This window comes from Streptomyces sp. NPDC017246 (genome assembly GCF_044331325.1).
GTDB lineage: Bacteria > Actinomycetota > Actinomycetes > Streptomycetales > Streptomycetaceae > Streptomyces.
The window spans coordinates 332,204-355,410 of sequence record NZ_JBIRMW010000008.1; the positions used below are offsets into that span (position 1 = coordinate 332,204).

Consider the following 23,207-nt stretch of genomic DNA (forward strand, 5'->3'; position numbering starts at 1 on the left):
GCATCCCGGGCCCGGGCCTCTTGAGCCCTCTTCAAGTAATGGATAACATGCGTTTATGACCCTTACTTTCGAGGTGGATCCGGCAGTCGACCCCGCCCTGCGCGACGGCGTGCTCTCCCTCTGGGCCGACGTCAGCAACGCCGGCGGCTCCGTCGGCTTCGTGCCCCCCGTCACTCCCGACGAGATCCGCCCGGCGCTGCTCAAGCACCTCGTCGCGATGACCGAGGGAGGCACCCGCCTGCTCGTCGGCCGCGACGAGGACGGCGGGATCGCCGCCACCGCGTTCTTCACCTTCAACACCCACCCCCTGATGAGGCACTGGGTGTGGCTCTACACGGTCATGGTCGACCCCGGGTGCCAGGGCAGGGGGTACGGCCGCGACCTCATGGCCGCGGTCGAGCACACCGCCCGTACCGCCGAGGGCTTCGAGGCGATCGAGGCGATCCGGCTGACCTGCCGCGGCGGCACCGGCGTCGACGGCTTCTACGCCAGGTGCGGCTACAAGGAGGTCGGCCGCGTCCCCGGTGCGATCCGGGTCGCCCCCGGCGACGACCGCGACGACATCATCATGCTGCTGCCGCTCGCCTGACAGGAGCGCGCCGGACCCGACCGGACCGGACACAGGAAGTCGGGTCCTGGCACCTGGTCCCTTCCTACGGTGAGGGCAAGGAAAGGGAAGGACGGACCACGTGCTGGAGCGGCTCAACCAGGCACTCGACCACATCGAGGAGCATCTCGTCACCGAGTTCCGCGGCGACCTCGACCCGGCCGAGCTCGCCCGGATCGCGACGACCTCGGAGCACCACTTCCGGCGCGTGTTCTCGGCGCTCGCCGGCATGCCCCTGTCGGAGTACGTACGGCGCCGGCGGCTCACCGTCGCGGGCGCCGAGGTGATCGCCGGGGACCGCACGCTCCTGGAGATCGCGGTGCGCCACGGCTACGGCTCCGGGGAGGCCTTCGCCCGCGCGTTCCGCGCGGTGCACGGGGTCGGCCCCGGCGAGGCCCGCCGCAGGGGGGCCGCGCTCAACGCCCAGCCGCGGATGTCCTTCCGACTCGTCGTCGAAGGGAACAGCAGCATGAAGTACCGCACCGTGGCCAAGGACGCCTTCCGGATCGTCGGCAGCAGGGCCCGGGTCCCCCTCGTGTACGAGGGGGAGAACCCGGCGATCGCCGCCCAGATCCGGGGCCTGGGCCAGGAGACGCTCGACCGACTCGCGGGCCTGTCGACCGGGGCGCCCGCCGGGCTCGTCTCGGCCGTCGTCCACCTCACCTGCGGCCGGGAGGAGGGCGCCGAACTCGACCACTGGTACGGCGTGACCGGCGCGCCGGACGCCGCCCCGGAGGGCTTCGAGACCCTCGACCTCCCGGCCGGGACCTGGGCGGTCTTCGAGAACGAGGGCCCCTACCCGCAAGCGCTCCAGTACCTGTGGCGGGACGTTTTCACCCTGTGGTTCCCGTCCAATCCGTACGAGAGCCGCCCCGGCCCGGAGATCCTGTCGGTCCGGCCCTCGGCGGACTGGACGACGGCCGCGGCGGAGCTGTGGATCCCGGTGGAGCACACGGCGGGATGAGAGAAGGGCCGGTGGGTGATCCCACCGGCCCTTCCTCCGTCCGTCCTCAGAACCGCATCGCCTGCGGCGACTCCCGCCGGTCCGTGTCCGGACCCGGGTACTCGCGGATGATCTCGTACCGGGTGTTCCGCTCGACCGGCCGGAAGCCCGCGTCGCGGATGAGGTCCAGCAGGTCCTCGCGGCCCAGCTTGTTCGGCGTGCCGTAGTTGTCGGCGTCGTGCGTGATCTTGTACTCGACGACCGAGCCGTCCATGTCGTCGGCGCCGTGCTGGAGCGCGAGCTGCGCGGTCTGGACGCCGTGCATGACCCAGAAGACCTTGACGTGCGGCACGTTGTCGAAGAGGAGCCGGGAGACCGCGAAGGTCTTCAGGGCCTCGGCGCCGGTCGCCATCGTGGTGCGCGCCTGGAGCTTGTTGCGGACCTTGCCGTCCTGCATGTCCACGAAGTCGTGCTGGTAGCGCAGCGGGATGAAGACCTGGAAGCCGCCGGTCTCGTCCTGGAGCTCACGCAGCCGCAGCACGTGGTCCACGCGGTGACGGGGCTCCTCGATGTGCCCGTACAGCATGGTCGAGGGGGTCTTGAGCCCCTTCGCGTGGGCGAGCCGGTGGATCCGGGACCAGTCCTCCCAGTGGGTGCGGTGGTCCACGATGTGCTGCCGGACCTCCCAGTCGAAGATCTCGGCGCCGCCGCCGGTCAGCGATTCCAGGCCGGCTTCGATGAGCTCGTCGAGGATGTCGGAGGCGGACATCCCGGAGATCGTCTCGAAGTGGTGGATCTCGGTGGCGGTGAAGGCCTTGAGGGAGACGTTCGGCAGCGCCTTCTTGAGCTCGGAGAGGGAGCGCGGGTAGTACCGCCAGGGCAGGTTGGGGTGCAGCCCGTTGACGATGTGGAGCTCGGTGAGGTTCTCGTTCTCCATCGCCTTCGCGAGGCGCACGGCCTCCTCGATGCGCATGGTGTACGCGTCCTTCTCGCCCGGCTTGCGCTGGAAGGAGCAGTAGGCGCAGGAGGCGGTGCAGACGTTGGTCATGTTCAGATGCCGGTTGACATTGAAATGCACCACGTCGCCGTTCTTGCGGGTCCGGACCTCGTGGGCCAGACCGCCGAGCCAGGCGAGGTCGTCGGACTCGTACAGGGCGATGCCGTCCTCACGGCTCAGCCGCTCACCGTCCCGGACCTTCTGCTCCAGCTCGCGCTTGAGCCCTACATCTTTGATGGATGCAGCCATCTCCGGGCGTCTCCCTTTTCTCCGAGATCAGACTTCTTCTACTGCTTCTGCTGCGTCGTTCACCGTACTCTCAGCCGATTCGTCAGCCTTCCTCGGGCAGCTCTCCGACCCGGTTCTCCCACTTCGTGGAGAGCACGATCGTGGTGCGGGTGCGCGAGACGCCCTTGGTGCCGCTGAGCCGGCGGATCGTCTTCTCCAGTCCGTCGACGTCGCTCACGCGCACTTTGAGCATGAACGAGTCGTCGCCGGCGATGAACCAGCAGTCCTCGATCTCGGCGAGGTCCTTGAGCCGGCGGGCCACGTCCTCGTGGTCGGCGGCGTCGGAGAGGGAGATGCCGATGAGGGCGGTGACGCCGAGGCCGAGCGAGGCGGCGTCGACGGTGGCGCGGTAGCCGGTGATGACTCCGGCCGCCTCAAGACGGTTGATGCGGTCGGTGACGGAGGGGCCGGAGAGCCCGACGAGCCGGCCGAGCTCGGCGTACGAGGCACGACCGTTCTCGCGCAGAGCCTGGATGAGCTGCCTGTCCACGGCGTCCATAGGTATGAAGCCTTCCATTGTCCAGCGATACCGCGAGTTTAGGTATAGAATCTAAGGTACACAGGGAAGACGCCCTGTGAATCTTTCAGCAGATCAAAGACGATCTTTCAGGAGTGGTGTTCACCGTGTACACGATCGAGATGGCCTACGCCCGTATGCGCGAGCTGCAGGACCTGGCCAACCGCTCGCGTGCCCACCAGCCGACCGCCGCCTCGAAGCGTGCCGACAAGAAGCACGCCAAGAAGCGCTAATCCGACCGGGGGGTCGCTCCACCGAGCTCTCCCTCCCACCGGCGGTACAGCCGATGCGGCACCCCTGCCGCGTCGAGCACCCGCCCGGCGACGAAGTCCACCAGATCCTGGATGTGCGTCGCCCCCGCGTAGAACGCCGGAGAGGCGGGCAGCACCACGGCGCCCGCCTCGTCCAGCGTCACCATGTGCTTGAGCGTCTGTCCGTTCAGCGGGGTCTCCCGCACGGCGACCACCAGGGGCCGCCGCTCCTTCAGCGTCACGCTCGCGACCCGTTGCAGCAGGTCCTTCGAGAGTCCCAGTGCCACTCCCGCCACCGCGGCGGTCGAGGCGGGCACCACCAGCATCCCCTTCGCCGGGTACGAACCCGAGGACGGCCCCGCCGCCAGGTCCCCGGCCGCCCAGTACCGCACGTCGTCGAGGGCGTCCGACAGCTCGGGGGCCGCCACGTCGAAGGTGTCGGGCTTCCCGTCGGCGCCCCGCGCCAGCCAGGCCGCCAGGTCCTCGCGCCAGTGAGCGTCCCGGAAGGCGAGCCCCGTCTCGTCGAGCAGCGTGAGCCGCGAGGCCCGCGACACGACGAGGTCGACGCTCTCCCCCGCGGCAAGGAGCCCCCTCAGCACGGCGGCGGCGTACGGCGTACCCGACGCCCCGGAAACCCCCACGATCCAGGGGATGCGCTTGCCGTCGTTCATGCCGCCGAGCCTATCCGTCATCCGGCCGGGGCTACGGGGTGAGCCCGCGGACCAGCAGATCCAGCAGGGCGCACACGAAGAGGGTGATCCCGATGAAGCCGTTCGTCGTGAAGAACGCCCGGTTCAGCCGGGACAGATCGTGCGGCTTCACGATCGAGTGCTCGTAGCAGAACGCCGCCGCCACGATCACCAGACCGGTCCAGAGGAAGAGACCGGCGTCGGTCGCCAGGGCGTACCAGACGAGGAGCCCGGTGGTGACGACCGCCGAGGCGCGGGCGCCCCACAGCGCGGCCGGGATCCCGAAGCGGGCCGGCACCGACATCACGCCGTGGGCCCGGTCCGCCTGCACGTCCTGGCAGGCGAAGATCAGGTCGAAGCCGCCGATCCAGACGCCCACCGCGAGGCCCAGGATCACCGCGTCCCAGGACCACTCCCCCGTCACCGCGAGCCAGGCGCCGATCGGCCCTATGGCCTGCGCGAGACCGAGGATGGCGTGCGGGAAGTTCGTGAACCGCTTGCCGTACGGGTAGACCACCATCGGCACCACGGCGAGCGGCGCGAGCGCCAGGCAGAGCGGGTTGAGCAGGGCGGCGGCGCCGAGGAAGACGACGACGGCGATCCCGGCCCCGGTCCACGCCGAGCGCACGGACACCGCGCCGGTCACCAGCTCGCGCTGGGCGGTGCGCGGGTTACGCGCGTCGATCTCGCGGTCGATGATCCGGTTGCAGGCCATGGCGAAGGTCCGCAGACCCACCATGCAGACGGTGACGAGGAAGAGCGTCCACCAGTGGATGTTCTTGTCCGTCTGGTACATCGCGGTGAGAGCGGCGGTGTACGCGAAGGGCAGCGCGAAGACCGAGTGCTCGATCATCACGAGGCGCAGGAAGGACTTCGTGCGTCCCGGCTGCGCGCCGGGCACGGCGGCCGTGGTCACAGCCCGTACTCCTTCCAGCGTCGGTCCACGAGGGCGGCCGTCGCCGGGTCCGACTCGACCATGTCCGGCCAGCCGCCGTCCCGGGTGTAGCCCTCCTCGGGCAGCTTCTTCGTGGCGTCGATGCCCGCCTTGCCGCCCCAGAACTGCTGGTAGGAGGCGTGGTCGAGATGGTCGACGGGGCCCTCGACGACCGTGAGGTCACAGGCGTAGTCGGTGTTGCCGAGGGCCCGCCAGGACACCTCGTGCAGGTCGTGGACGTCGCAGTCCTTGTCGACCACGATGATCAGCTTGGTCAGCGACATCATGTGCGCGCCCCAGATGGCGTGCATGACCTTCTGCGCGTGCTTCGGGTACTTCTTGTCGATCGAGACGATCGCGCAGTTGTGGAAGCCGCCCGACTCCGGCAGGTGGTAGTCGACGATGTCCGGCACGATGATCTTGAGGAGCGGCAGGAAGAAACGCTCCGTCGCGCGGCCCAGCGGACCGTCCTCGGTCGGCGGCCGGCCGACGACGATCGACTGCAGCAGCGGACGCTTCCGCATGGTGACGCAGTCGATCTTCAGCGCGGGGAACGGCTCCTGCGGCGTGTAGAAGCCCGTGTGGTCGCCGAAGGGACCCTCCGGCAGCATCTCGCCCGGCTCCAGCCAGCCCTCGACGACGACCTCGGCCTGCGCCGGGACCTGGAGCGGGACGGTCTTGCAGTCGACCATCTCGATCCGCTTGCCCTGCACGAAGCCGGCGAAGAGGTACTCGTCGATGTCGCCCGGCAGCGGAGCCGTCGACGCGTACGTCACGGCCGGCGGGCAGCCGAAGGCGATCGCGACCGGCAGCCGCTCGCCCTTCGCCGCCGCGACGGCGTAGTGGTTCCGGCTGTCCTTGTGGATCTGCCAGTGCATGCCGATGGTGCGCTTGTCGTGGCGCTGGAGGCGGTAGAGCCCGAGGTTGCGCACCCCGGTCTCCGGGTGCTTGGTGTGGGTGAGCCCCAGGTTGAAGAAGGAGCCGCCGTCCTTCGGCCAGGTGAAGAGCGCCGGGAGCGCGTCGAGGTCGACGTCGTCGCCGGTGAGCACGACCTCCTGCACGGGGGCGGCGTCGGACTTCACCTTCTTCGGCGGCACGTGGACCATCGAGCCCAGCTTGCCGAAGGCCTCGCGGACACCGACGAAGCCGTGCGGCAGCTCGGGCTTGAGCAGCCCGCCGATCTTCTCGCTGATCTCGCCGTACGACTTCAGACCGAGGGCCTTGAGCAGCCGGCGGTCGGTGCCGAAGACGTTCATCGCGAGGGGCATCGAGGAGCCCTTGACGTTCTCGAAGAGAAGCGCCGGGCCTCCTGCCTTGTTCACCCGGTCGACGATCTCCCCGATCTCCAGGTACGGGTCGACTTCGGCCTTGATGCGCTTGAGGTCGCCTTCGCGCTCGAGGGCCCTGAGCAGCGAGCGGAGATCGTCGTAAGCCATAGGGGCCAGTATCGGTCACCGGCTACCCTTGACCTGTCACCGGGGCCGCCGAAACGCGCCTCCGCCACCGCTTCCAGGGGGCTGTCCCACATGCTCAGGGCGCTGCTGTTCATCCTGCCGCTGGCGCTGATGATCTACGCCTTCATCGACTGCCTGAACACCCCCGAGGAAGACGTCAAGCATCTTCCGAAGCCGGTCTGGGCCATCGTCGTGCTGCTGTTCTCGGTGGTCGGGGCGATCGGCTGGATCGTGGCGGGCAAGGAACGGCGGCCGAGGACCGGCCGCGGAGCGGGAGCGGGCGGCTGGGTCGCCCCCGACGACAACCCCGAGTTCCTGAAGTCCCTGAGGGACGAGAAGCGGGAGAACGACCCCGACCCGACGGCCGACGAGGACCCGAGGAAGCGCGAGCGCGGCGAGGACACCGAGAGCTGATGGAGCTACGGCTCCTGGCCACCTTCGAGAAGGTGGCGACGGTCCTCTCCTTCACCCGGGCCGCCGCCGACCTCGGGTACGCGCAGTCCAGCGTCACCGGCCAGATCCGGTCCCTGGAGTCCTCGCTCGGCGTGGAGCTCTTCGAGCGCCTCGGCAGCCGCATCCGGCTCACCGGGGCCGGGGAGCGGCTCCTGCCGTACGCCCGCCGGATGGGCGAGCTGGCCGAGGAGGCCCGGATCGCCGTCGCGAGCACCGGGGAGCCGGCGGGGACGATCGCCGTCGGCACGATGGAGTCCCTCACCTCCTACCGGCTGCCGCCGCTCCTGGAGTACTTCCACCACCGCTACCCGGGGGTGCGGCTTACGCTGCGGCCCACGCTCGGCGACGAGACCCGGCAGGCGCTGCGGCAGGGCACGTACGACGTCGGCTTCCTGATGGAGCCGGACACGGAGCACGAGGGCCTGGAGTCGGAGGTGCTCGCGCCCGAACCGCTGGTCCTGGTGGCGGGCCCGGACCACCCCCTCGTCGGCCGTCCGGGTCTGACCGCCGCCGACCTGGCCGGGGCTCGGCTGGTGGGCACCGAGCCGGGCTGCCCGTACCGCGACCTCTTCGAGGCGGAGCTGCGGGAGTGGGCGCCGCCGTTCATGGAGTTCGGCACGATCGAGGCGACCAAGCGGGGGGTGGCCACGGGCCTCGGGGTCGCACTGCTGCCCCGGGTCGCCGTCGCGGCGGAGCTGGCGTCGGGAACGCTCGTCCCGCTGGACTGGGAGGCGCCGTTCACCCTGTTCACACAGCTCGCGTGGCGGCGGGGGAAGCAGCTTCCCGCTCATGTCCGGCTGTTCGTGGAGCAGGCGCGACGACTCGTGCGGGAGCAGAGCCCGACAGGGTGACCTTGAGGCTCGCGAGGACGATCAGCGGGACGCCGAGCGCCTGGACGAGCCCGATGTGGTGCCCGTACACCGCCCAGTCGACGCCCATCGCGACCGCCGGGTAGGTGAAGGCCAGGACCGCGATCTTGGCGGTGGGCAGCTTGGCGTAGGCGGCGTACATCAGCACGTACATCAGCCCGGTGTGGATGATCCCGAGCCCGACGAGCCACAGCCAGCCGGTGCCGAGCCCGCCCACGGCCCCGAAGTCGGCGAAGGGCAGCAGCAGCGGAAGACCGGTCACGACCTGTACGAGGGCGATCAGATGCGGCCGTACGCCGGTGATCCGCTTGGTGACGAAGGTCGCGAGGGCGTAGAGCACGGCGGCGGCGAGCGCGAACCCGAGCCCCTTGAGGGACGCCGTCTCCCCCGGCCGCACCCCGGAGACGAGGACGAGTCCGGCGAAGGCGAGCGCGAGCCATCCGAGCTTCCCGGCGGAGATCCGCTCCCGCAGGAAGACCGCCCCGAGCAGCACCAGGAAGAAGGGCTGCGTGTGGTAGACGACGGTGGCCAGCGAGATCGAGGTGGCCTCGTACGCCTCGAAGAGGAACACCCAGTTGAAGACGATGAACACCCCGCCGAGCGCCGCGAGTCCCAGCTTCCGCCCGGTGAACCCGTGTCCGGTGAAGAACCCCCGCGCCAGGCTGTACGCCCCGAGCGCGACGGCCCCGAACAGGCACCGGAAGAACACCACCTCGAAGGGCGAGGCCCCGGACTCGACGACGAAGACACCGAGGGTGCCGGAGAGCACCATGGCGAGGGTGAGTTCGACGGTTCCCCGCGATTCGTTTCTCATGGGAACGACGCTACGAGGGCGGCCCGGACCGGTCCACGAGCCAGTGGGCAGTCCTCCCGATGGGCCCGATCGGCGGAGCCGATGACCCGTCCCGGACCGGGACTCAGTTGTCGGAGCCGACGGTGTTGTCGTGACCGGCGTTGAAGACGTCGTCGTGGGCGAACTGGAGCCAGTCGCCGAACACGATGGTGTGCGAGGTCTCCGGCTCGTATTCGACGTACACGTCGGCGCTCGCGGCACCGGCGGCGCCGAGGACGAGGGCACCGGTGGCGAGGACGGTCAGCAGGGAACGCATGGAGGACCTCTCGGTAGAACGGCAGAGCACTCCACCGACGGGCGGAGCACCCCGCAAGCCAAGGCCACGGGCTGTCCGACCTCCCGGCGCCGGGCCGGTGGGACCCCGACCGTCAGCCGATCGGCGGAAAAGTGGCCCACGGTAGTGAGGTGCCAATGGACCAGATCCTTGGGACACCTGACGCCTAGCGTTGCCCTGTCGGCAACGGGGAGTGGCTCACGGGCGGCTCCGGTCAAGGGAGTTCCTGTGTTCACACGGTTCATGCCGCCCCCGGGGGCCGCCCGGACGCTCGCCGCCGCCCAGCTGAGCAACTCCATCGGCGACGGCCTGTACTACACCTGCTCGGCGCTGTACTTCACCCATGTCGTCGGCCTGCCGGCGACCCGACTCGGGCTCGGGCTGACGCTCGCCTGGGCGATCGGCTCCCTGGCCGGGGTGCCCCTCGGCCACCTCGCCGACCGGCGGGGGCCGCGCAACCTCGCGGTCCTCCTCAGCCTGGCCACCGGGGCGATCGTCGCGACGTTCCTCCTCATCGACTCGTTCGTGCCGTTCGTGCTGGTCACCTGCCTGTACGCGACCCTCCAGTCGGGGCTCGCGGCGGCCCGGCAGGCCCTGCTCGCGGACCTCGTCGCCCCGGCCGAGCGCACCGGCGTCCTCGCCCACCTGCAGTCGACCCTCAACGCGGGCCTGGCCGTCGGAGCGGCGCTCGGCGGCCTCGCCCTGAGCAACGGAACCCGGCCCGCCTACCTCGCCGCCTTCGCCGTCGACGCGCTCGGCTTCCTGCTCGCGGCGCTGATCCTGCTGCGACTGCCCGCCGCGCCCCCCACCGCCCGGACCGCCACGCACGGCACCGGGCCCCGGTTCGCCGTGCTGCGCGACCGGCCCTATGTCGTCCTCACGCTCATCAACACGGTGCTCCTGCTCCGGCTGCCGCTCCTCAGCCTCGCGCTCCCGCTGTGGATCGCCACCCGGTTCCCCGGCCTCACCTGGCTGGCGTCGGTCCTCTTCGTCCTCAACACCGGCGCCGTGATGCTCTTCCAGGTGCGCACGGCGCGCGCGGTCACGGACCTGCCGTCCGCCGCGCGCCTGGTGCGCCGCGCGGGCCTGATCCTCCTCGCCTCCTGCGCCGTCTTCGCCGCGTCGGCCGCCCGCCTCCCGGCCTGGGCCACGGTGACGATCCTCCTCTCGGGCGCGGCACTCCAGGTGATCGGGGAGATGCGGCACTCCGCCGGCTCCTGGCACATCGGCTTCGACCTGGCGCCGCCGCACCGGATCGGCCAGTACCAGGGCTTCTTCGGCACGGGCGTGGCCGTCGCCCGCACCCTCGGCCCGACCCTGGTCACCGTCCTCCTGGTGACCTGGGGACCCCCCGGCTGGCTCCTCCTCGGCGCCCTCTTCTTCGGCGCGGGCTACGCGATGGGCCCGGTGGTCCGCTGGGCGGAACGGACCCGCCCCGGCCACAACGGGCTCACCTCGACGAGGCCGAGCCTCGTGCGGTGCTGAGGGCTTGAGCGAACCGGGACTCCGCTCGTCCGGGGTGTCAGGGCGCGGTGAGCGACGCCGGATGGCACGGGCACCCGCACGTGAGATGACGGACTCCTGGGACGCCGCTGTCACGGGGGACGTGGTCCCGGCAGCGGGCGTGGCGGCCGACGACGCAGCGCGGTGACGTGAACTCCGGCTCGGGCGCGGTCCTGAGCGCGTGGGCCAGCAGCGACAGGCTCACCGCGTCGGCGATCTCCGGCGTCACCCACCAGCCGTCACCGGCCCGGTCGCGGTGGTGGCCCTCGTGCCCCACGGCGAGCACACAGACCGAACCGCCCCACACCGCCCGCACCACCTCCGCGACGGCGAACACGGACCGCCGCGCCCCGCAGCGGCTCATCGGGCACCGCCGGCGTGGATGTTCCGCTGGTCGACATCGACCCCGACCGTCGCGAGCCACAACGCCCGCCGGCGCCGACGCTGCGCGCCCCGCGCCGAGGCCGCCGCCAGGTAGGGCCGTTCCAGGGGTGACCGGGCTCCGTCGAGGAGCATGGCCTGCTCCTCGGCGTACGGAGAGCGTTGGCGAGGGACGCGGTGGCGCGGGGCGAGGGGCGGTGCCGCCCGGCGGGGACGGGGGTGGCGGTGGGGGGCCGGGCGGGGCCGGTGCCTGCCGGTGGCCGGGAGGGTCAGCATGAGCAGCCAGAGGAGAACCGGGATCCAGGCCCGGCCCAGAGCGCGCGCGATAGGGTTCCGCACGTCATCAACTCCGTTGGTAGTTGGTGGCCATGCCCCGGGGCCGGTTGCAGCGGTCGCCGGGGTCTTCCGTTCGTGCCCACACCGTAGTGCGTGATGCACCGTGATGCATCACGATGTAGCTAGAGCCACCCAAACGTGCCTTTGTATGACTATCTAGCGTTGGACCATGACCCTTGACCCGAAGTCGGGACGCCCGCTGTACATGCAGCTCGCCGACGTGATCGCAGCGAAGATCGCGACCGGGGAGTACGCCCCTGACCGGGTGATCCCCACACCCGGCCGATTCGCCGAGGAGTACGGCATCGCCGTGCTGACCGGCCGCCGGGCCATGCGTGAACTCCGGGAGCGGGGACTGATCTACACAGTGCCCGGCAAGGGCTCCTACGTCACCCCCGCCGCCGGAAAGGGCACCCCCACGCCGGAGGCGTAGCCCGTCTCCCGCTTCCCACGTGATACCGACGGTCCACCGGGGAAGGCTCCCCGCATGGATCAGGAACAGGCCCGCCGCTGGCTCGCGACCGCCGTCGCCGAGGCCCGCGCCGGGCTCGCCGAGGGCGGGATCCCGATCGGGGCCGCGCTGTACGGGGCCGACGGGAGACTCCTCGGGCGCGGGCACAACCGGCGCGTGCAGGACGGGGACCCGTCGACGCACGCGGAGACCGCCGCCTTCCGGGCCGCCGGCCGGCAGCGCTCGTACCGGGGGACGACGATGGTGACGACCCTCTCGCCCTGCTGGTACTGCTCCGGCCTGGTGCGGCAGTTCGGGATCTCGCGGGTGCTCGTCGGCGAGGCGGAGACCTTCCACGGCGGACACGACTGGCTGGCGGAGCACGGGGTCGAGGTCCTCGTGCTCGACGATCCCGAATGCACCGCGCTGATGCGGACGTTCATCGCCGAACAGCCGGCTCTCTGGAACGAGGACATCGGCGATGAGTGAGGAGACGAGTGCGGAGACGCGTGCGGCGAGGTCGCGCGAGGCGGATCTCCCCACGATCGACCTGGCCCGTGATCCGGCCCCGCAGCTGCCCGCCGTCGACCGCGCCCTCCGCGAGGCCGGTTTCCTCCTCGTCACCGGGCACGGTGTCGACCCCGCCCTCCGGGCCGGGATCCGCGCGGCCGCCCGCCGCTTCTTCCACCTCCCGCCCGCCGCCAAGGAGGCGTACGCCGTGCGGGTCGGCGGGCGGGGCTGGCTCGGTCCCGGCGCGGAGGCCAACGGGTACGCGGAGGGCACGGCGACACCGCCCGATCTGAAGGAGTCGCTCTCCTTCGCGGCGGACGAGCCGACCGGGGATCCGGCCGTCGACGCCGAGTGGTTCCTGCCGAACACCTGGCCCGCCGAGGTGCCCGAGCTGAAGCCGCTGGTGGAGAGGTATCTGGCGGAGATGAAGGAGCTTTCGGACCGGGTCCTGGACCTGCTCGGCGTGGCGCTCGGCGAGGAGCGGGACTTCTTCACCCGGCACACCGGGCATCCCACCTTCGGCTTCAACGTCAACTGGTACCCGGGGCGGGAGCGGACGGGCGAGCCGGAGCCGGGCCAGTTCCGGATCGGCCCGCACACCGACTTCGGCACGGTCACCGTCCTGGACCGGGAGGCGGGCAGGGGCGGGCTCCAGGTCTTCACCGACGCCGGCGGCTGGCGGGACGCTCCGTACGACCCCGCCGCCTTCACCGTCAACATCGGCGATCTGATGGCGGGCTGGACGGGCGGGCGGTGGCGTTCGGGACGCCACCGGGTGCTGCCGCCGCCCGCCGAGGCGCCCGAGGAGGAGCTGATGTCGCTGGTGTACTTCTACGAGTGCACCCCCGGGACGACGATCCACGGCATCGAGTCGCACGGATACCTGCGGGCCCAGCTCGACGCGATCGCCACGGACTGACAACTCCTCCACAACGGACTCGAAAAGCCGACCGCTTTCCCAACACACCGTCGATATCCTGGAGTTGACTGTGACGGGGGTGACGGGGCGTGGACAGGGAGCTGTACGGCCGCGAGGCGGCACTGCACGATTCCGGACTGGTCGCGCGCCTCAGCGGCCTCACGAGACAGGGCGCCTCCAGGGTGCCGTTCGAGCACGGCGACGACCCACCGGTCACCGTCTTCACCGGCGGCCGCGGCACCGGGAAGACGGCCCTCCTCAAGGAGGTCCGCAACCGCTACCGGGGATACACGCCGCTCGCCCTTCTCGACTGCGCGCACATCGAACCGCCCGCCGACCACGGCCCCGGCTGGACCCCGCTCACCGGGGCCCTCTCCGAGCTCGCCGTGCAGCTGTCGCCGAAGGTCCTCGGCGCCCGGCCCGTGCGGTTCCCCCGGCTGTCGCTGGGCCTGGTGGCCGTCGCCTCGATCGGCTGGTCCCAGGAGGACGACGAGCGGGCCCGCCGCGACCTCCAGCGGCTCGGACCGCTGCTCGCGACCGTCGACCCGACGAGGGGCGCCGCCACGCACTGGGTCGGCAAGGTCCTCTCCAAGCTGGCCGCCACCTTCGCCGAGGCCACCGTCCCGCTCGCCGGACTGCTCGCCGAGGCGACCGTGGAGACCGTCCTTGAGGAGGTGTTCGGACGCCTCCAGCGCACTTCGGAGGCCTGGTACGGCACCTACCGGAACGCGGGCGGGCGCGGCAAGGCCGGGCTCCAGCAGCTCGCGATCGACTTCGAGCAGGGCGGCCGGCGGCGCGCCGAGGCCGAGGGCTTCCTCGTCGGCGCCCTGACCGAGGACCTGCTCCACCCGTACGTCGGAATCCGGCGCGGCGGCCGCATCGGACGCCCGCTGGTGCTCCTCGACAACGCCCACGAGCCGCTCGGCCGGCAGCTCGTCGAACCGATTCTGCGGGCCCGCGCCGAGGGGCGCCGCGACCGGGCCGTCGTCCTCGCCACCTCCCGGGTCCGCGAGCACGAGGGGCTGCGGAACTCCACCCGCACCCGGCTGCCGGAGACCGCGCACCGGGCGCCCTGCCCGCGCGACACCCGCGTCGGCTCCGGCATCCTCGCCGTCGAACTGACCCCGCTCTCGCCCTCCCAGACGCGCTCCGCCTTCGACCACCACGACCCCGCCGGCCGGATCCCCGCCGAACTCGCGCGGGCCGTGCACCGGTTGACCGGTGGCCGCCCCCTCGGTGTGGCCCTCCTCGGACGGGCCGCCGGAGAGGCCCCGGAGCATCTGCGGGCCTCCCTCACCCCGGGCGGGCTGCTCGACCTCACCGTGGAACTGCGCGAGGACGCGCCTCCGGTGCCCGTCGCCCCCACCCTCCTCGCCGAACTCCTCCCGGTCCGCAGGCCCGGCCCGTACGCCGTGCTCGCCGCCGCCCACGACGAGGAGTCCGCCCGGATGCTCGCCCACGCCCGGCTCCAGGGCGAGTCCCTGGACGGGGACGTGGCACTGCGCGTCCGGGACCGGCTGCGCTCCGAGGACTGGCCGGAGGGCCCGGGTCACTTCGTCGCCGACCCCCTGCTGAGGGCGCTGCTCCTGCACCGTCTCCGCTTCGAGGACGGCGACGACCCCCGCTACGCGGCCTGGCGGGCCGTCCACGAGACCCTGCACCGGCACTACGGCCCCGAGCCGGGCCCGTACCGGCTCCACCACGATCTGGCCCTCGGCCGCACCGAGGAGGCCGTCACCCATCTGCGGGTCACCTTCCCGGAGCAGGACGTCCTCGGCTGGCTGGGGCGGCTGCGGTTCATCGGCGGCGCCCCCCATCCCCGGGAGCGGAACCGGACCGGGCCCGACCCGCGCCGGGCGCTCGCCCTCGGCCAGGGTCCGACGGGAGACCTCCCACCGGGCCTGGACGCCGACACCACCGAACTCCATCTGTCCGTACGGCGTCTGCTGCACGCCGTATGGCTGCTGACCGATCCGCTCGCACTGCCCGACGACGAGGTGGCCGACCGGCTCGCGCACGAGCTGCGCAGGCTCTCCGGCCGTCATCTGACGGGCAGCGGTTCACTCTGGGACGCGGCCACCCACTGGCCGCGCGACATCCGTGCCTGGCGGGAGCTCTCGCTGCCGCCGGGCCGCGAGGACGGAGTCTGACGCCATGCCCGACCGACCCCTCGACCGGCTGCGGCGCCGCGTCCGCACCCCTCGCCAGAAGCTCGTCGCCCTCGTCGTCACCGCCGCCGTCGTCCTCGGCCTCGGCGGGTACGGCATCGCCCGGCTCACCACCCCGGAGGACCGTTCCTGCGCGGCGGGCGTCGATCGCCCGGCGGGCAGCGACGAATGCGTCGGCGTCAACGGCGACGGCCATGCCTTCGGCATCCCCGAACTCACCGAGGTCTCCGGGGCCATCGGCGCCGAGAACGCCACCCTGAAGGCCGGCGAGTACGCGACCGTCGCCGTCCTCCTGCCCATGACCTCCACCGACAGCGGCATGCGGGTCAAGGTCCTGCACGAGATCCAGGGCGCGTACGCCTACCAGTACCGGGCCAACCACGAGTCCAACAGCGAGACCCCCAAGATCCGTCTCGTCCTCGCCAACACCGGGAAGAACAACGCCCACTGGCGCGGCACCGTCGACCGGCTGGTCGCCATGACCGGCGCCCCCGACCGGCTGCGGGCCGTCTCCGGTGTCGCCACCTCCTCCACCGAGGTGCGCGAATCGGTCGCCGCCCTCACCGGTGCCGGGATCGCCGTCGTCGGCACCACCATCACCGCCGACGACATCGCCAACGGCCCCGGCCCCGGCCACAACCGCTACCCCGGCCTCGCCCGCGTCTCCCCCACCAACAGCGACGAGGCCAGGGCCCTCGCGAACTTCGGCCGCGTCGACGCCGCCAAGGCGCTCCTCGTCCAGGACACCCGCGGCGGCGACCACTACACCGACACCCTCAAGGCCGCCTTCGCCGCCTCCCTCAAGGGCGCGCCCTACGAGCCGCAGCTCTTCACCTCGCCCGCCGACCCCACCGACGAGGGCACCACCGCCAACACCTTCCGCCAGATCACCCATCTGATCTGCGACACCCGTGCCGAGACGGTCTTCTTCGCGGGCCGCCACACCCAGCTGCGCCAGTTCATCAACGCGCTGGGCGCGCGCGGCTGCGTCGACCGCGCCTTCACGATCCTCACCGGCGACGAGGGCTCCTACCTGGGCGCGGACAAGAAGCTCGACCGGAACGCCCTCAAGGCGAAGCTGACCGTGCGGTACGCGGCGCTCGCCCACCCGGACGCCTGGAAGCCGGCCGCCGGCCGGCGGCTCCCCGCGACGGGCGGATCGGTGGTGGCGTACTCGACGTTCCTGACGGACATCGCCCGGGCCTCGAAGGAGCCGGTGGCGCTCGCGGACGGCCAGGCGATCGTCGCGTACGACGCGATGGCGACGGCGGTCCACGCGATCCGCCAGGCCACCCCGCAGGGCTCCCAGTACCCCGAACTCGCGGACGTGGTCACCCAGTGGCCGCAGGTCAAGGGTTCGCTGCGGGTGCAGGGCGCGAGCGGCTGGATCTGCCTGGACAACTACGGCAACCCGTACAACAAGGCGGTCCCGATCGTGGAGCTGGCCCAGGACGGCTCACAGCGCTTCGTCCAGATCGCCTGGCCGGAGGGCCGCCCGCCCACCACGGCGTGCCTGCCCCCGAAGAAGGGCTAACGGGCCCGGTCCGCTCGACGGGAGGCTCCCCGGCCACCGGTCCTACGGCTCCCACTTGGGCCAGGGAGCCTCGTCCCGCTCGTACAGCGCCCGCAGCTGCCGCCACCGCTCGGCCGACCACGCACCCCAGTCGGCCCGCTCGCCGTCGAGCGCGGAGACGAGCAGCTCGAAGTGGTCGTGCCAGCCGGCGAGACGGTCCAGCCGGTACTCCCGGGTCCCCCGCATCTCGTTGGTGAAACGCAGCACGGTCGACCCGCCGCCCCCGGAGGTCCCCGGTTCCAGATGGAACCGGATCCGTCCGTGCGTCGGATCGACCGTGTACTCGGCCACGTAGGGGGGATCCCAGGCGGTCACCCGCCCCGAGACCACCGTGTCGCCGTTGAGCCAGCGGAGGGTGACCCCGCCGCCCAGCCGGGGCTCCAGCGGGTCCGCCGCGCAGAGCCAGCCCTCCAGGCCCTCGGAGGTGGCCACGGCGTCCCACACGTCCGGCAGGGGATGAGACAGCTCGACGGCGAACCGCAGCAGATGCGGTTCGCCGTCGTGGGTCTCGCACCTGCCCCGGGGTATCTCGCTCATACCTCCAGCGTGGCCCCGGGGTCCCCCACTCGCTACTCCACGCCCGCGTAGGAGTGCTTGCTGCTGACGAAGATGTTCACGCCGTAGTAGTTGAACAGGAAGCAGCCGAAGGCGATGAGCGCGATGTACGCGGCCTTCCGCCCCTTCCAGCCGGCCGTCGCGCGCGCGTGCAGGTACGCGGCGTAACCGACCCAGGTGATGAAGGACCAGACCTCCTTGGCGTCCCAGCCCCAGTAGCGGCCCCACGCGTCGCCGGCCCAGATCGCGCCGGCGATGATCGTGAAGGTCCAGAGCGGGAAGACGGCCGCGTTGACCCGGTAGGAGAACTTGTCGAGCGAGGCGGCCGAGGGCAGCCGCTCCATGACCGAGCGGGCGAAGGCGCCCGGGTTCCCGCCGGTGGCGAGCTTGTTCTCGTACGAGTCGCGGAAGAGGTACATCAGGGTGGCTGTGGCGCCCAGGTAGAAGACCGCGCCGCAGAAGATCGCGGTGGAGACGTGGATCCACAGCCAGTACGAGTCGAGCGCGGGGACCAGCTGGTCGCTGGGGGTCTTCAGCCACGTGGTGGCCATGCCCAGGTCGAGCAGGACCGTGGTGACCAGCGGCAGACCGATCCAGCGCACGTTCTTCTTGGCGACGAGGAAGCCGAGGTACGCGCCGACCGCCACCGTGGAGAAGGTGGTGGAGAACTCGTACATGTTGCCCCAGGGGGCCCGCTGCACGGAGAGCGCCCGGGCGACCACGCCCGAGGCCTCGACCAGGAAGGCGAGGACGGTCAGCGAGACGGCGATACGGCCGTACAGATCGCCCTTGACGGTGCCGCCGGCCGCGCCGGGGCCGTCCGGCACGTCACGGGTGCCGGCCGCGGACCGGGTGACGACCTTCGGCTTCTCCAGGACGGCGGTGCCACCGGCCTTCTTGACCTGGACGGTCACGGCGGCGGAGGCGGCCGGGGTGGTACGCGAGGTCAGTGCGGCGGCGGTACGGCCGACCTTGCTGCGGCTGCCCAGCACCCACTCGGCGATATGGGCGAAGAAGGCCAGGGTGTAGACGGCCATCGAGGAGTAGATGAGCAGGTCGCTCATCCGCGCCAGGCTCTCGTTGGTCGTGGCGGCGAGGATCACTTGTCGGCCTCTCCAGAAGGGGCAGGGTCTTCTGCGGGTTCTTCCGCGGGTTCCGGTACGTCTTCCGGATCGGCTTCGTGTTCGGCTTCCGGCGCCGGCGGCGCGTCCGCCGTGAGCGCGACCGCGAGGTCGCCGAGCTCCTCGGGGAGCTTGGCGGACTCGCTCCGGCCCAGGCCGGCCATCTCGACGACGGTCACGCCGTCCTCACCCCGCACGGCCCGGACCCAGACCCGGCGCCGCTGGATGAAGAGCGAACCGGTCAGACCGGCGATCGCGGCGATCGCGCCCGCGAGGGCGAGGCCGTTGCCGGGCTGCTGCGAGACCTGGAAGCTCGCCCACTCCTTGACGTCCTTCTCGAAGGTGATCGAGCCGGCGCCGCCGGGAAGCGTCATGGTCTCGCCGGGCAGGATCCGCTGCGCGAGCTTGTTGCCGGACGCGTCCGTGAACTGCTTCATCTTGGACTTGTCGAGCTGGTACACGTTCTGCGGAAGCCCGGAGTCGACCCGCAGGTCACCGTGGAAACCGGTGAGCGCCATGACGGGGAAGTCGAGCGCGGGGAACTGCGAGAACATCGTGCCCTTGCCGGCGCCCGCGAACGTCGGCACGAAGAAGGCCTGGAAGCCCAGCTGCTCCTTCTTGCCGTTCTTGTCGCGGTAGCCGTCCATCACCTTGATGGCGCCGGTGGACGTGATGTTGTTGTCGATGGGCAGCAGCGGCACGGCGCCGTGGAAGACGGTCTTGCCCTTGCCGTCCTTGACGGTGACGACGGGCGCGTACCCGTGGGCGATCAGATAGACCTTGGAGCCGCCGACCTTGAGCGGCTCGTTGACCCGGATGACGGCCTTCTTGTCGGCGCCGCCCTGCGAGTAGGAGACCTTCGCCTCGAAGGTGCGCGGGGTGCCGCGCTGCGGGCCGTTCTTCTCGTACGTGCCGTCGAAGGCGTCCAGCTTGAAGCTGAACGGCTCCAGCTCGTCGATGCCGAACTGGGAGCCGGACTTGAAGTCGTCGTACTGCGTGAGCGTGTTGGAGAAGCCGTCGCCCTCGACGATCAGCTTGCCGCCCTCGGACTTGAAGAGCTGGCCCCAGGCGAAGGCGACGAGCATCACGATCAGGGCGACGTGGAAGGCCAGGTTCCCGGCCTCGCGGAGGTAGCCCTTCTCCGCGGCGATCGCCTTCCCCGCCGTGTGGGCGCGGAAGCGGCGTCCCTTGAGGAGGGTCAGCGCGGCCGCGTGGACCTGCTCGGGCTCGGCCGCGGTGCGCCAGGTGGTGTACGCGGGAAGCCGGTCGAGGCGCTTGGGCGCGCCCGGCGGGCGGCTGCGGAGCTGGCCGACGAACTGCCAGCTGCGCGGCACGATGCAGCCGATGAGGGAGACGAACAGCAGTATGTAGATCGCGGAGAACCACACCGAGCTGTAGACGTCGAAGAACTGCAGCTTCTCGTACAGCGGGGTGAGCGTCTCGTGGGCGTCCTTGAAGGCCTGCGCCTTCATCTCGTCCGCGCTGGTCTGCGGGATGAGGGAGCCGGGGACGGCGCCGAGCGAGAGCATGAAGAGCAGGATCAGCGCGACCCGCATGGAGGTCAGCTGCCGCCAGAACCAGCGGACCCAGCCGATGATCCCGAGGGTGGGACCGCCGATGACGGTCTCGCTCCGGTCCTCGACGGGGGCGGTGGAGAGCTGGGCGCCGGCCGCTTCGTCGGCCTTGCGCTCGGTCTCCGTCGTATCGGTCTTGCTCATGGAACTCAGATCCCCACCGTGAAACCGCTGGACCAGCCCTGCATCGTGGCGACCATGCTGTCCCACGCGCCCGTGAGGAGCAGGACACCGGTGACGAGCATCATGCCGCCGCCGATCCGCATCACCCACACATAGTGCTTCTTGACCCACCCGAACGCCCCGAGCGCCTTGCGGAAGGCTATGGCGGCGAGCACGAACGGCACCCCGAGGCCGAGGCAGTACGCGAAGGCGAGCAGCGCGCCGCGGCCGGCGCTGGCCTGCTCCAGGGCGAGCGCGTTGACCGAGGCGAGGGTCGGGCCGATGCACGGGGTCCAGCCGATGCCGAAGAGCGCGCCGAGCAGCGGGGCGCCGACCAGGCCGGCGACGGGCTTCCTGTGGAAGCGGAACTCGCGCTGGGTGAACCAGGGCATCAGACCGAGGAAGAACACGCCCATGAGGATCATGAGCACGCCGAGGATCGTGGTGAGCGTCTCGCGGTACTCCTGGAGGGTCGACCCGAAGTAGCCGAAGAGCGCCCCGCCGGACACGAACACGGCGGTGAAGCCGAGGACGAAGAGGACGGCTCCGGCGGTCATCCGGCCGCGGCGGCTCTCGGCGAGGTCGGTGCCGGTGACCCCGGTGACGTACGAGAGGTAGCCGGGGACGAGCGGGAGCACGCACGGCGAGAAGAAGGAGACGAGCCCGCCGAGCACCGCGAGGGGCAGGGCGAGCAGCAGGGCTCCGCTGGTGACCGTCTCGTTCACCGGCTCACTTCTCCTTGAGGAGGGGCTCGATCATCGACCGGAGCTTCTCCTCGTCGAGCGCCATGAGCGAGCGGGCGGCGATCTTGCCCTCCTTGTCGAGGACGACGGTGGAGGGGATGCCCTGCAGGCTGAGGGTGCCCTTGGGGAAGCCGAAGAGGATCAGCTTGCCCTGGGGGTCGTAGAGGCTCGGGTAGGGCACCCCGTAGTCCTCTTCGAAGGCGATCGCGGGCTGCTTGTTGGGGTCGCGGGTGTTGAGTCCGACGAACTCGACGCCCTTGCCCTTGAGGTCCTTGGCGACCTTGGCGAAGTGCGGGGCCTCGGCGCGGCAGGGGCTGCACCAGGAGCCCCAGGCGTTGAGGACGACGACCTTGCCCTTGAGGTCGGCGACGTCGAGCTGCTTGCCGTCGAGGGTCTCGCCCGCGAGCGTCCCGGTGGCGGCGCGCTTCCCCTGGGGCGCGGTGGCGATGCCCCCCGTGTTGGTCACGAAGTTGGTGTTGCCACCGCCGCCCGACTTGCCGTTGCCGTCGCCGCCGCAGGCCGAGAGCGTGAGGGCGGCGGACAGCACTCCGACGGCGAGCAGGGTGCGACGAGGGGCACGGCTAAGGCTCATGTGAAAAGTTTCGCATGGGCGTTTGGGGGATCTTGGGCACCCCCCTACGTGCCCGTAAAGCCCCTTGTCAAGATCGCTTAAGCGGACGGGGTGGACGAAGGGGTCGAGACGGGCCTGAGGAAAGTATTCCAGCCGCCGGCCGGCTTCTGTCCCACTTCCAGCGAGCGCAGCTGCTGGAGGATCTTCGGGTCCTGGACATCGAGCCAGTCCACGAACTGCCGGAAGGAGACGAGCCGGACGTCCTTCTTCCCGGCCATTCCCTTGAGCGCGTCCTCGACGGCGTCCATGTAGATGCCGCCGTTCCACTGCTCGAAGTGGTTGCCGATGAAGAAGGGCGCGCGATTCGACTCGTACGCGCGCGTGAAGCCGCCGAGCAGCGCGTCGGTCGCCTGCTTGCGCCAGCCCGGGTAGCGCGAGGGCATGCCCTTCGTCGTGTTCTTCGACTGGTTCGCGAGCATGTTGTAGTCCATCGACAGGACCTCGAAGGAGTGCCCGGGGAAGGGCACGGCCTGGAGGGGGAGGTCCCAGATGCCCTGGCGCTTGGTCGGCCAGGTCTGCCGGCCGCCGGGCGAGCTGGCGTCGTAGCGCCAGTTGAGCCGCTTGGCGGTGGGGAGCAGGTTGTCCTGGCCGAGGAGACAGGGGGTGCGGCCGCCGACGAGCTCCTTGGAGTAGTCGAAGGGCAGCGGGTCGAGGTCGGTCCAGCCGCTGTTCGTCTTCCACTCGGTGACGAACTTCATGGCCTGGTCGATCTCGCTCTGCCACTGGGCCGGGGTCCAGTTGCCGACGGAGCCGGAGCCGCCGCAGAAGTGCCCGTTGAAGTGGGTGCCGATCTCGTGGCCTTCGAGCCAGGCCTGCCGGACGTACTTCAGCGTGTCCTTGATGTGGCCGTCGGTGAGGTAGCCGATGTCGGAGGCGCCGACGCGGTTGTTCGGCGGGCGGTAGAGCGTCGCCTTCGACTCGGGGAGGAGGTAGATCCCGGAGAGGAAGAAGGTCATCGCCGCGTCGTGGTTCTTGGCGAGTTCGAGGAAGCGCGGGAAGAGGCCGTTGCCGACCTCGCCGGCGCCGTCCCAGGAGAAGATCACGAACTGGGGCGGGGTCTGGCCGGGTTCGAGCGGGACCGGGGCGTCGGGCTGGTGCGGCTGCTTTCCGGTGTCGGCGGTGGAACCGTCACCGATGAGCCGTGCGTCGTCCTTGGTCGGGGTCGTCGTACTCGGGTTCGACGAGGCATCACCCCCCTTGCCCGGACCGGATCGTCCGGGCTTGTCCTGGTTTCCGGTGCTGCATGCGGCGATACCCATCGCCGCCGCGGCACCAACGCCCGCCCCGAGCAGCCCCCTTCGACTGATTCCACTGATCCCGCGCATGACATCCCCATTCGCGCTGACGTATGACCTGAACGTCATCCAAACCGACAATGAGTGAGATGCCGGGAGGAACACGTAGGTTCCGGGAATTCGCACAAAAATTTCAGGGCGGTCGGTTGGCATGAA

26 protein-coding genes are annotated in these 23,207 nt (G+C 70.8%); 11 read left to right on the forward strand and 15 right to left on the reverse strand.

The features are described from left to right. Positions 1–55 precede the first annotated feature (55 nt). Positions 56–589: a GNAT family N-acetyltransferase gene (locus ACH4MY_RS21125; RefSeq protein ID WP_398005190.1), complete on the forward strand. Its 534-nt coding sequence runs from the start codon at positions 56–58 to the stop codon at positions 587–589. Positions 590–689: 100 nt separating this feature from the next. Next, positions 690–1,571, forward strand: coding sequence for a helix-turn-helix domain-containing protein (locus ACH4MY_RS21130; RefSeq protein WP_398005192.1), 882 nt, complete (start codon positions 690–692; stop codon positions 1,569–1,571). 46 nt (positions 1,572–1,617) lie between these two features. Here the strand turns inward: ACH4MY_RS21130 and mqnE are convergent, their stop codons facing one another. Next, entirely contained in the window at positions 1,618–2,796 is a 1,179-nt protein-coding gene (gene mqnE / locus ACH4MY_RS21135) for an aminofutalosine synthase MqnE (RefSeq protein WP_398005193.1), read from the reverse strand. Between the two features lie 82 nt (positions 2,797–2,878). After that, entirely contained in the window at positions 2,879–3,334 is a 456-nt protein-coding gene (locus ACH4MY_RS21140) for an Lrp/AsnC family transcriptional regulator (protein WP_030324379.1), read from the reverse strand. A 113-nt stretch (positions 3,335–3,447) separates the two neighbouring features. Between ACH4MY_RS21140 and ACH4MY_RS21145 the strand changes: the two genes are divergently transcribed. Beyond that, positions 3,448–3,585, forward strand: a complete 138-nt coding sequence (locus ACH4MY_RS21145) for a hypothetical protein (protein WP_167346897.1) — start codon at positions 3,448–3,450, stop codon at positions 3,583–3,585. On the opposite strand, the gene ACH4MY_RS21150 is transcribed toward ACH4MY_RS21145, so the two are convergent. Genes ACH4MY_RS21150 through ACH4MY_RS21160 form a run of 3 tightly spaced genes read right to left on the reverse strand, consistent with a single transcriptional unit; the run spans position 3,582 to position 6,662 of the window. After that, positions 3,582–4,274, reverse strand: a complete 693-nt coding sequence (locus ACH4MY_RS21150; RefSeq protein ID WP_398005195.1) for a UbiX family flavin prenyltransferase — start codon at positions 4,272–4,274, stop codon at positions 3,582–3,584. The genes ACH4MY_RS21145 and ACH4MY_RS21150 overlap by 4 nt on opposite strands. A gap of 31 nt (positions 4,275–4,305) precedes the next feature. Further along, entirely contained in the window at positions 4,306–5,208 is a 903-nt protein-coding gene (mqnP, locus tag ACH4MY_RS21155) for a menaquinone biosynthesis prenyltransferase MqnP (protein WP_398005197.1), read from the reverse strand. Next, entirely contained in the window at positions 5,205–6,662 is a 1,458-nt protein-coding gene (locus ACH4MY_RS21160) for a menaquinone biosynthesis decarboxylase (RefSeq protein WP_398005199.1), read from the reverse strand. Before ACH4MY_RS21160 ends, mqnP begins: the two co-directional genes overlap by 4 nt. A 90-nt stretch (positions 6,663–6,752) precedes the next feature. Here ACH4MY_RS21160 and ACH4MY_RS21165 point away from each other — a divergent pair, with 90 nt between their 5' ends. Both ACH4MY_RS21165 and ACH4MY_RS21170 read left to right on the forward strand, forming a co-directional pair. After that, the gene (locus tag ACH4MY_RS21165) at positions 6,753–7,094 is read left to right on the forward strand and encodes a PLD nuclease N-terminal domain-containing protein (protein WP_398005201.1); all 342 of its coding nucleotides are present in this window, start codon (positions 6,753–6,755) and stop codon (positions 7,092–7,094) included. Continuing rightward, on the forward strand, positions 7,094–7,984 hold the full coding sequence (locus ACH4MY_RS21170; RefSeq protein ID WP_398005203.1) for a LysR family transcriptional regulator: 891 nt from the start codon (positions 7,094–7,096) through the stop codon (positions 7,982–7,984). Before ACH4MY_RS21165 ends, ACH4MY_RS21170 begins: the two co-directional genes overlap by 1 nt. Here the strand turns inward: ACH4MY_RS21170 and ACH4MY_RS21175 are convergent. Then, positions 7,881–8,816 carry a DMT family transporter gene (locus ACH4MY_RS21175; RefSeq protein WP_398005205.1) on the reverse strand — a complete coding sequence of 312 codons (936 nt, stop codon included), beginning with the start codon at positions 8,814–8,816 and terminating at the stop codon, positions 7,881–7,883. The two genes, ACH4MY_RS21170 and ACH4MY_RS21175, sit on opposite strands and share 104 nt — an antisense overlap. A gap of 103 nt (positions 8,817–8,919) precedes the next feature. Next, the gene (locus ACH4MY_RS21180) at positions 8,920–9,111 is read right to left on the reverse strand and encodes a hypothetical protein (protein WP_398005207.1); all 192 of its coding nucleotides are present in this window, start codon (positions 9,109–9,111) and stop codon (positions 8,920–8,922) included. Between the two features lie 246 nt (positions 9,112–9,357). Here ACH4MY_RS21180 and ACH4MY_RS21185 point away from each other — a divergent pair, with 246 nt between their 5' ends. Further along, a complete protein-coding gene (locus ACH4MY_RS21185; RefSeq protein ID WP_398005209.1) occupies positions 9,358–10,614 on the forward strand; it encodes an MFS transporter in 1,257 nt (418 codons plus the stop codon). A gap of 37 nt (positions 10,615–10,651) precedes the next feature. Here the strand turns inward: ACH4MY_RS21185 and ACH4MY_RS21190 are convergent, their stop codons facing one another. Both ACH4MY_RS21190 and ACH4MY_RS21195 read right to left on the reverse strand, forming a co-directional pair. Continuing rightward, entirely contained in the window at positions 10,652–10,969 is a 318-nt protein-coding gene (locus tag ACH4MY_RS21190) for a hypothetical protein (RefSeq protein ID WP_398005211.1), read from the reverse strand. Positions 10,970–10,992: 23 nt separating this feature from the next. Beyond that, positions 10,993–11,352 carry a hypothetical protein gene (locus tag ACH4MY_RS21195; RefSeq protein WP_398005213.1) on the reverse strand — a complete coding sequence of 120 codons (360 nt, stop codon included), beginning with the start codon at positions 11,350–11,352 and terminating at the stop codon, positions 10,993–10,995. 166 nt (positions 11,353–11,518) lie between these two features. On the opposite strand from ACH4MY_RS21195, the gene ACH4MY_RS21200 reads away from it, so the two are divergent. The 5 genes from ACH4MY_RS21200 to ACH4MY_RS21220 all read left to right on the forward strand — a co-directional run bounded on the left by ACH4MY_RS21200 (position 11,519) and on the right by ACH4MY_RS21220 (position 16,931). Next, the gene (locus tag ACH4MY_RS21200; protein WP_398005215.1) at positions 11,519–11,782 is read left to right on the forward strand and encodes a GntR family transcriptional regulator; all 264 of its coding nucleotides are present in this window, start codon (positions 11,519–11,521) and stop codon (positions 11,780–11,782) included. A gap of 54 nt (positions 11,783–11,836) precedes the next feature. Next, on the forward strand, positions 11,837–12,289 hold the full coding sequence (locus ACH4MY_RS21205; protein WP_398005217.1) for a nucleoside deaminase: 453 nt from the start codon (positions 11,837–11,839) through the stop codon (positions 12,287–12,289). Then, positions 12,282–13,229, forward strand: a complete 948-nt coding sequence (locus tag ACH4MY_RS21210; protein WP_398005219.1) for an isopenicillin N synthase family dioxygenase — start codon at positions 12,282–12,284, stop codon at positions 13,227–13,229. Before ACH4MY_RS21205 ends, ACH4MY_RS21210 begins: the two co-directional genes overlap by 8 nt. An 89-nt stretch (positions 13,230–13,318) precedes the next feature. Further along, positions 13,319–15,379 (forward strand): hypothetical protein, encoded by a 2,061-nt coding sequence (locus ACH4MY_RS21215; protein ID WP_398005221.1) that lies wholly within the window; start codon positions 13,319–13,321, stop codon positions 15,377–15,379. Between the two features lie 4 nt (positions 15,380–15,383). Beyond that, entirely contained in the window at positions 15,384–16,931 is a 1,548-nt protein-coding gene (locus tag ACH4MY_RS21220) for an ABC transporter substrate-binding protein (RefSeq protein ID WP_398005222.1), read from the forward strand. Positions 16,932–16,973: 42 nt separating this feature from the next. Here the strand turns inward: ACH4MY_RS21220 and ACH4MY_RS21225 are convergent, their stop codons facing one another. From ACH4MY_RS21225 to ACH4MY_RS21250, 6 genes are all read right to left on the reverse strand, one after another. Beyond that, positions 16,974–17,507 (reverse strand): SRPBCC domain-containing protein, encoded by a 534-nt coding sequence (locus ACH4MY_RS21225; protein ID WP_398005224.1) that lies wholly within the window; start codon positions 17,505–17,507, stop codon positions 16,974–16,976. A gap of 32 nt (positions 17,508–17,539) precedes the next feature. Further along, complete coding sequence (gene ccsB, locus ACH4MY_RS21230) at positions 17,540–18,628, reverse strand: c-type cytochrome biogenesis protein CcsB (RefSeq protein ID WP_398005226.1); 1,089 nt, start codon at positions 18,626–18,628, stop codon at positions 17,540–17,542. Beyond that, the gene (locus tag ACH4MY_RS21235) at positions 18,625–20,364 is read right to left on the reverse strand and encodes a cytochrome c biogenesis protein ResB (protein WP_398005228.1); all 1,740 of its coding nucleotides are present in this window, start codon (positions 20,362–20,364) and stop codon (positions 18,625–18,627) included. Before ACH4MY_RS21235 ends, ccsB begins: the two co-directional genes overlap by 4 nt. A gap of 5 nt (positions 20,365–20,369) precedes the next feature. Next, positions 20,370–21,107, reverse strand: a complete 738-nt coding sequence (locus tag ACH4MY_RS21240) for a cytochrome c biogenesis CcdA family protein (RefSeq protein WP_398005230.1) — start codon at positions 21,105–21,107, stop codon at positions 20,370–20,372. A gap of 4 nt (positions 21,108–21,111) precedes the next feature. Then, complete coding sequence (locus ACH4MY_RS21245; RefSeq protein ID WP_398005232.1) at positions 21,112–21,717, reverse strand: TlpA family protein disulfide reductase; 606 nt, start codon at positions 21,715–21,717, stop codon at positions 21,112–21,114. A 77-nt stretch (positions 21,718–21,794) separates the two neighbouring features. After that, a complete protein-coding gene (locus ACH4MY_RS21250) occupies positions 21,795–23,015 on the reverse strand; it encodes a hypothetical protein (RefSeq protein WP_398005233.1) in 1,221 nt (406 codons plus the stop codon). Positions 23,016–23,207 lie beyond the last annotated feature (192 nt).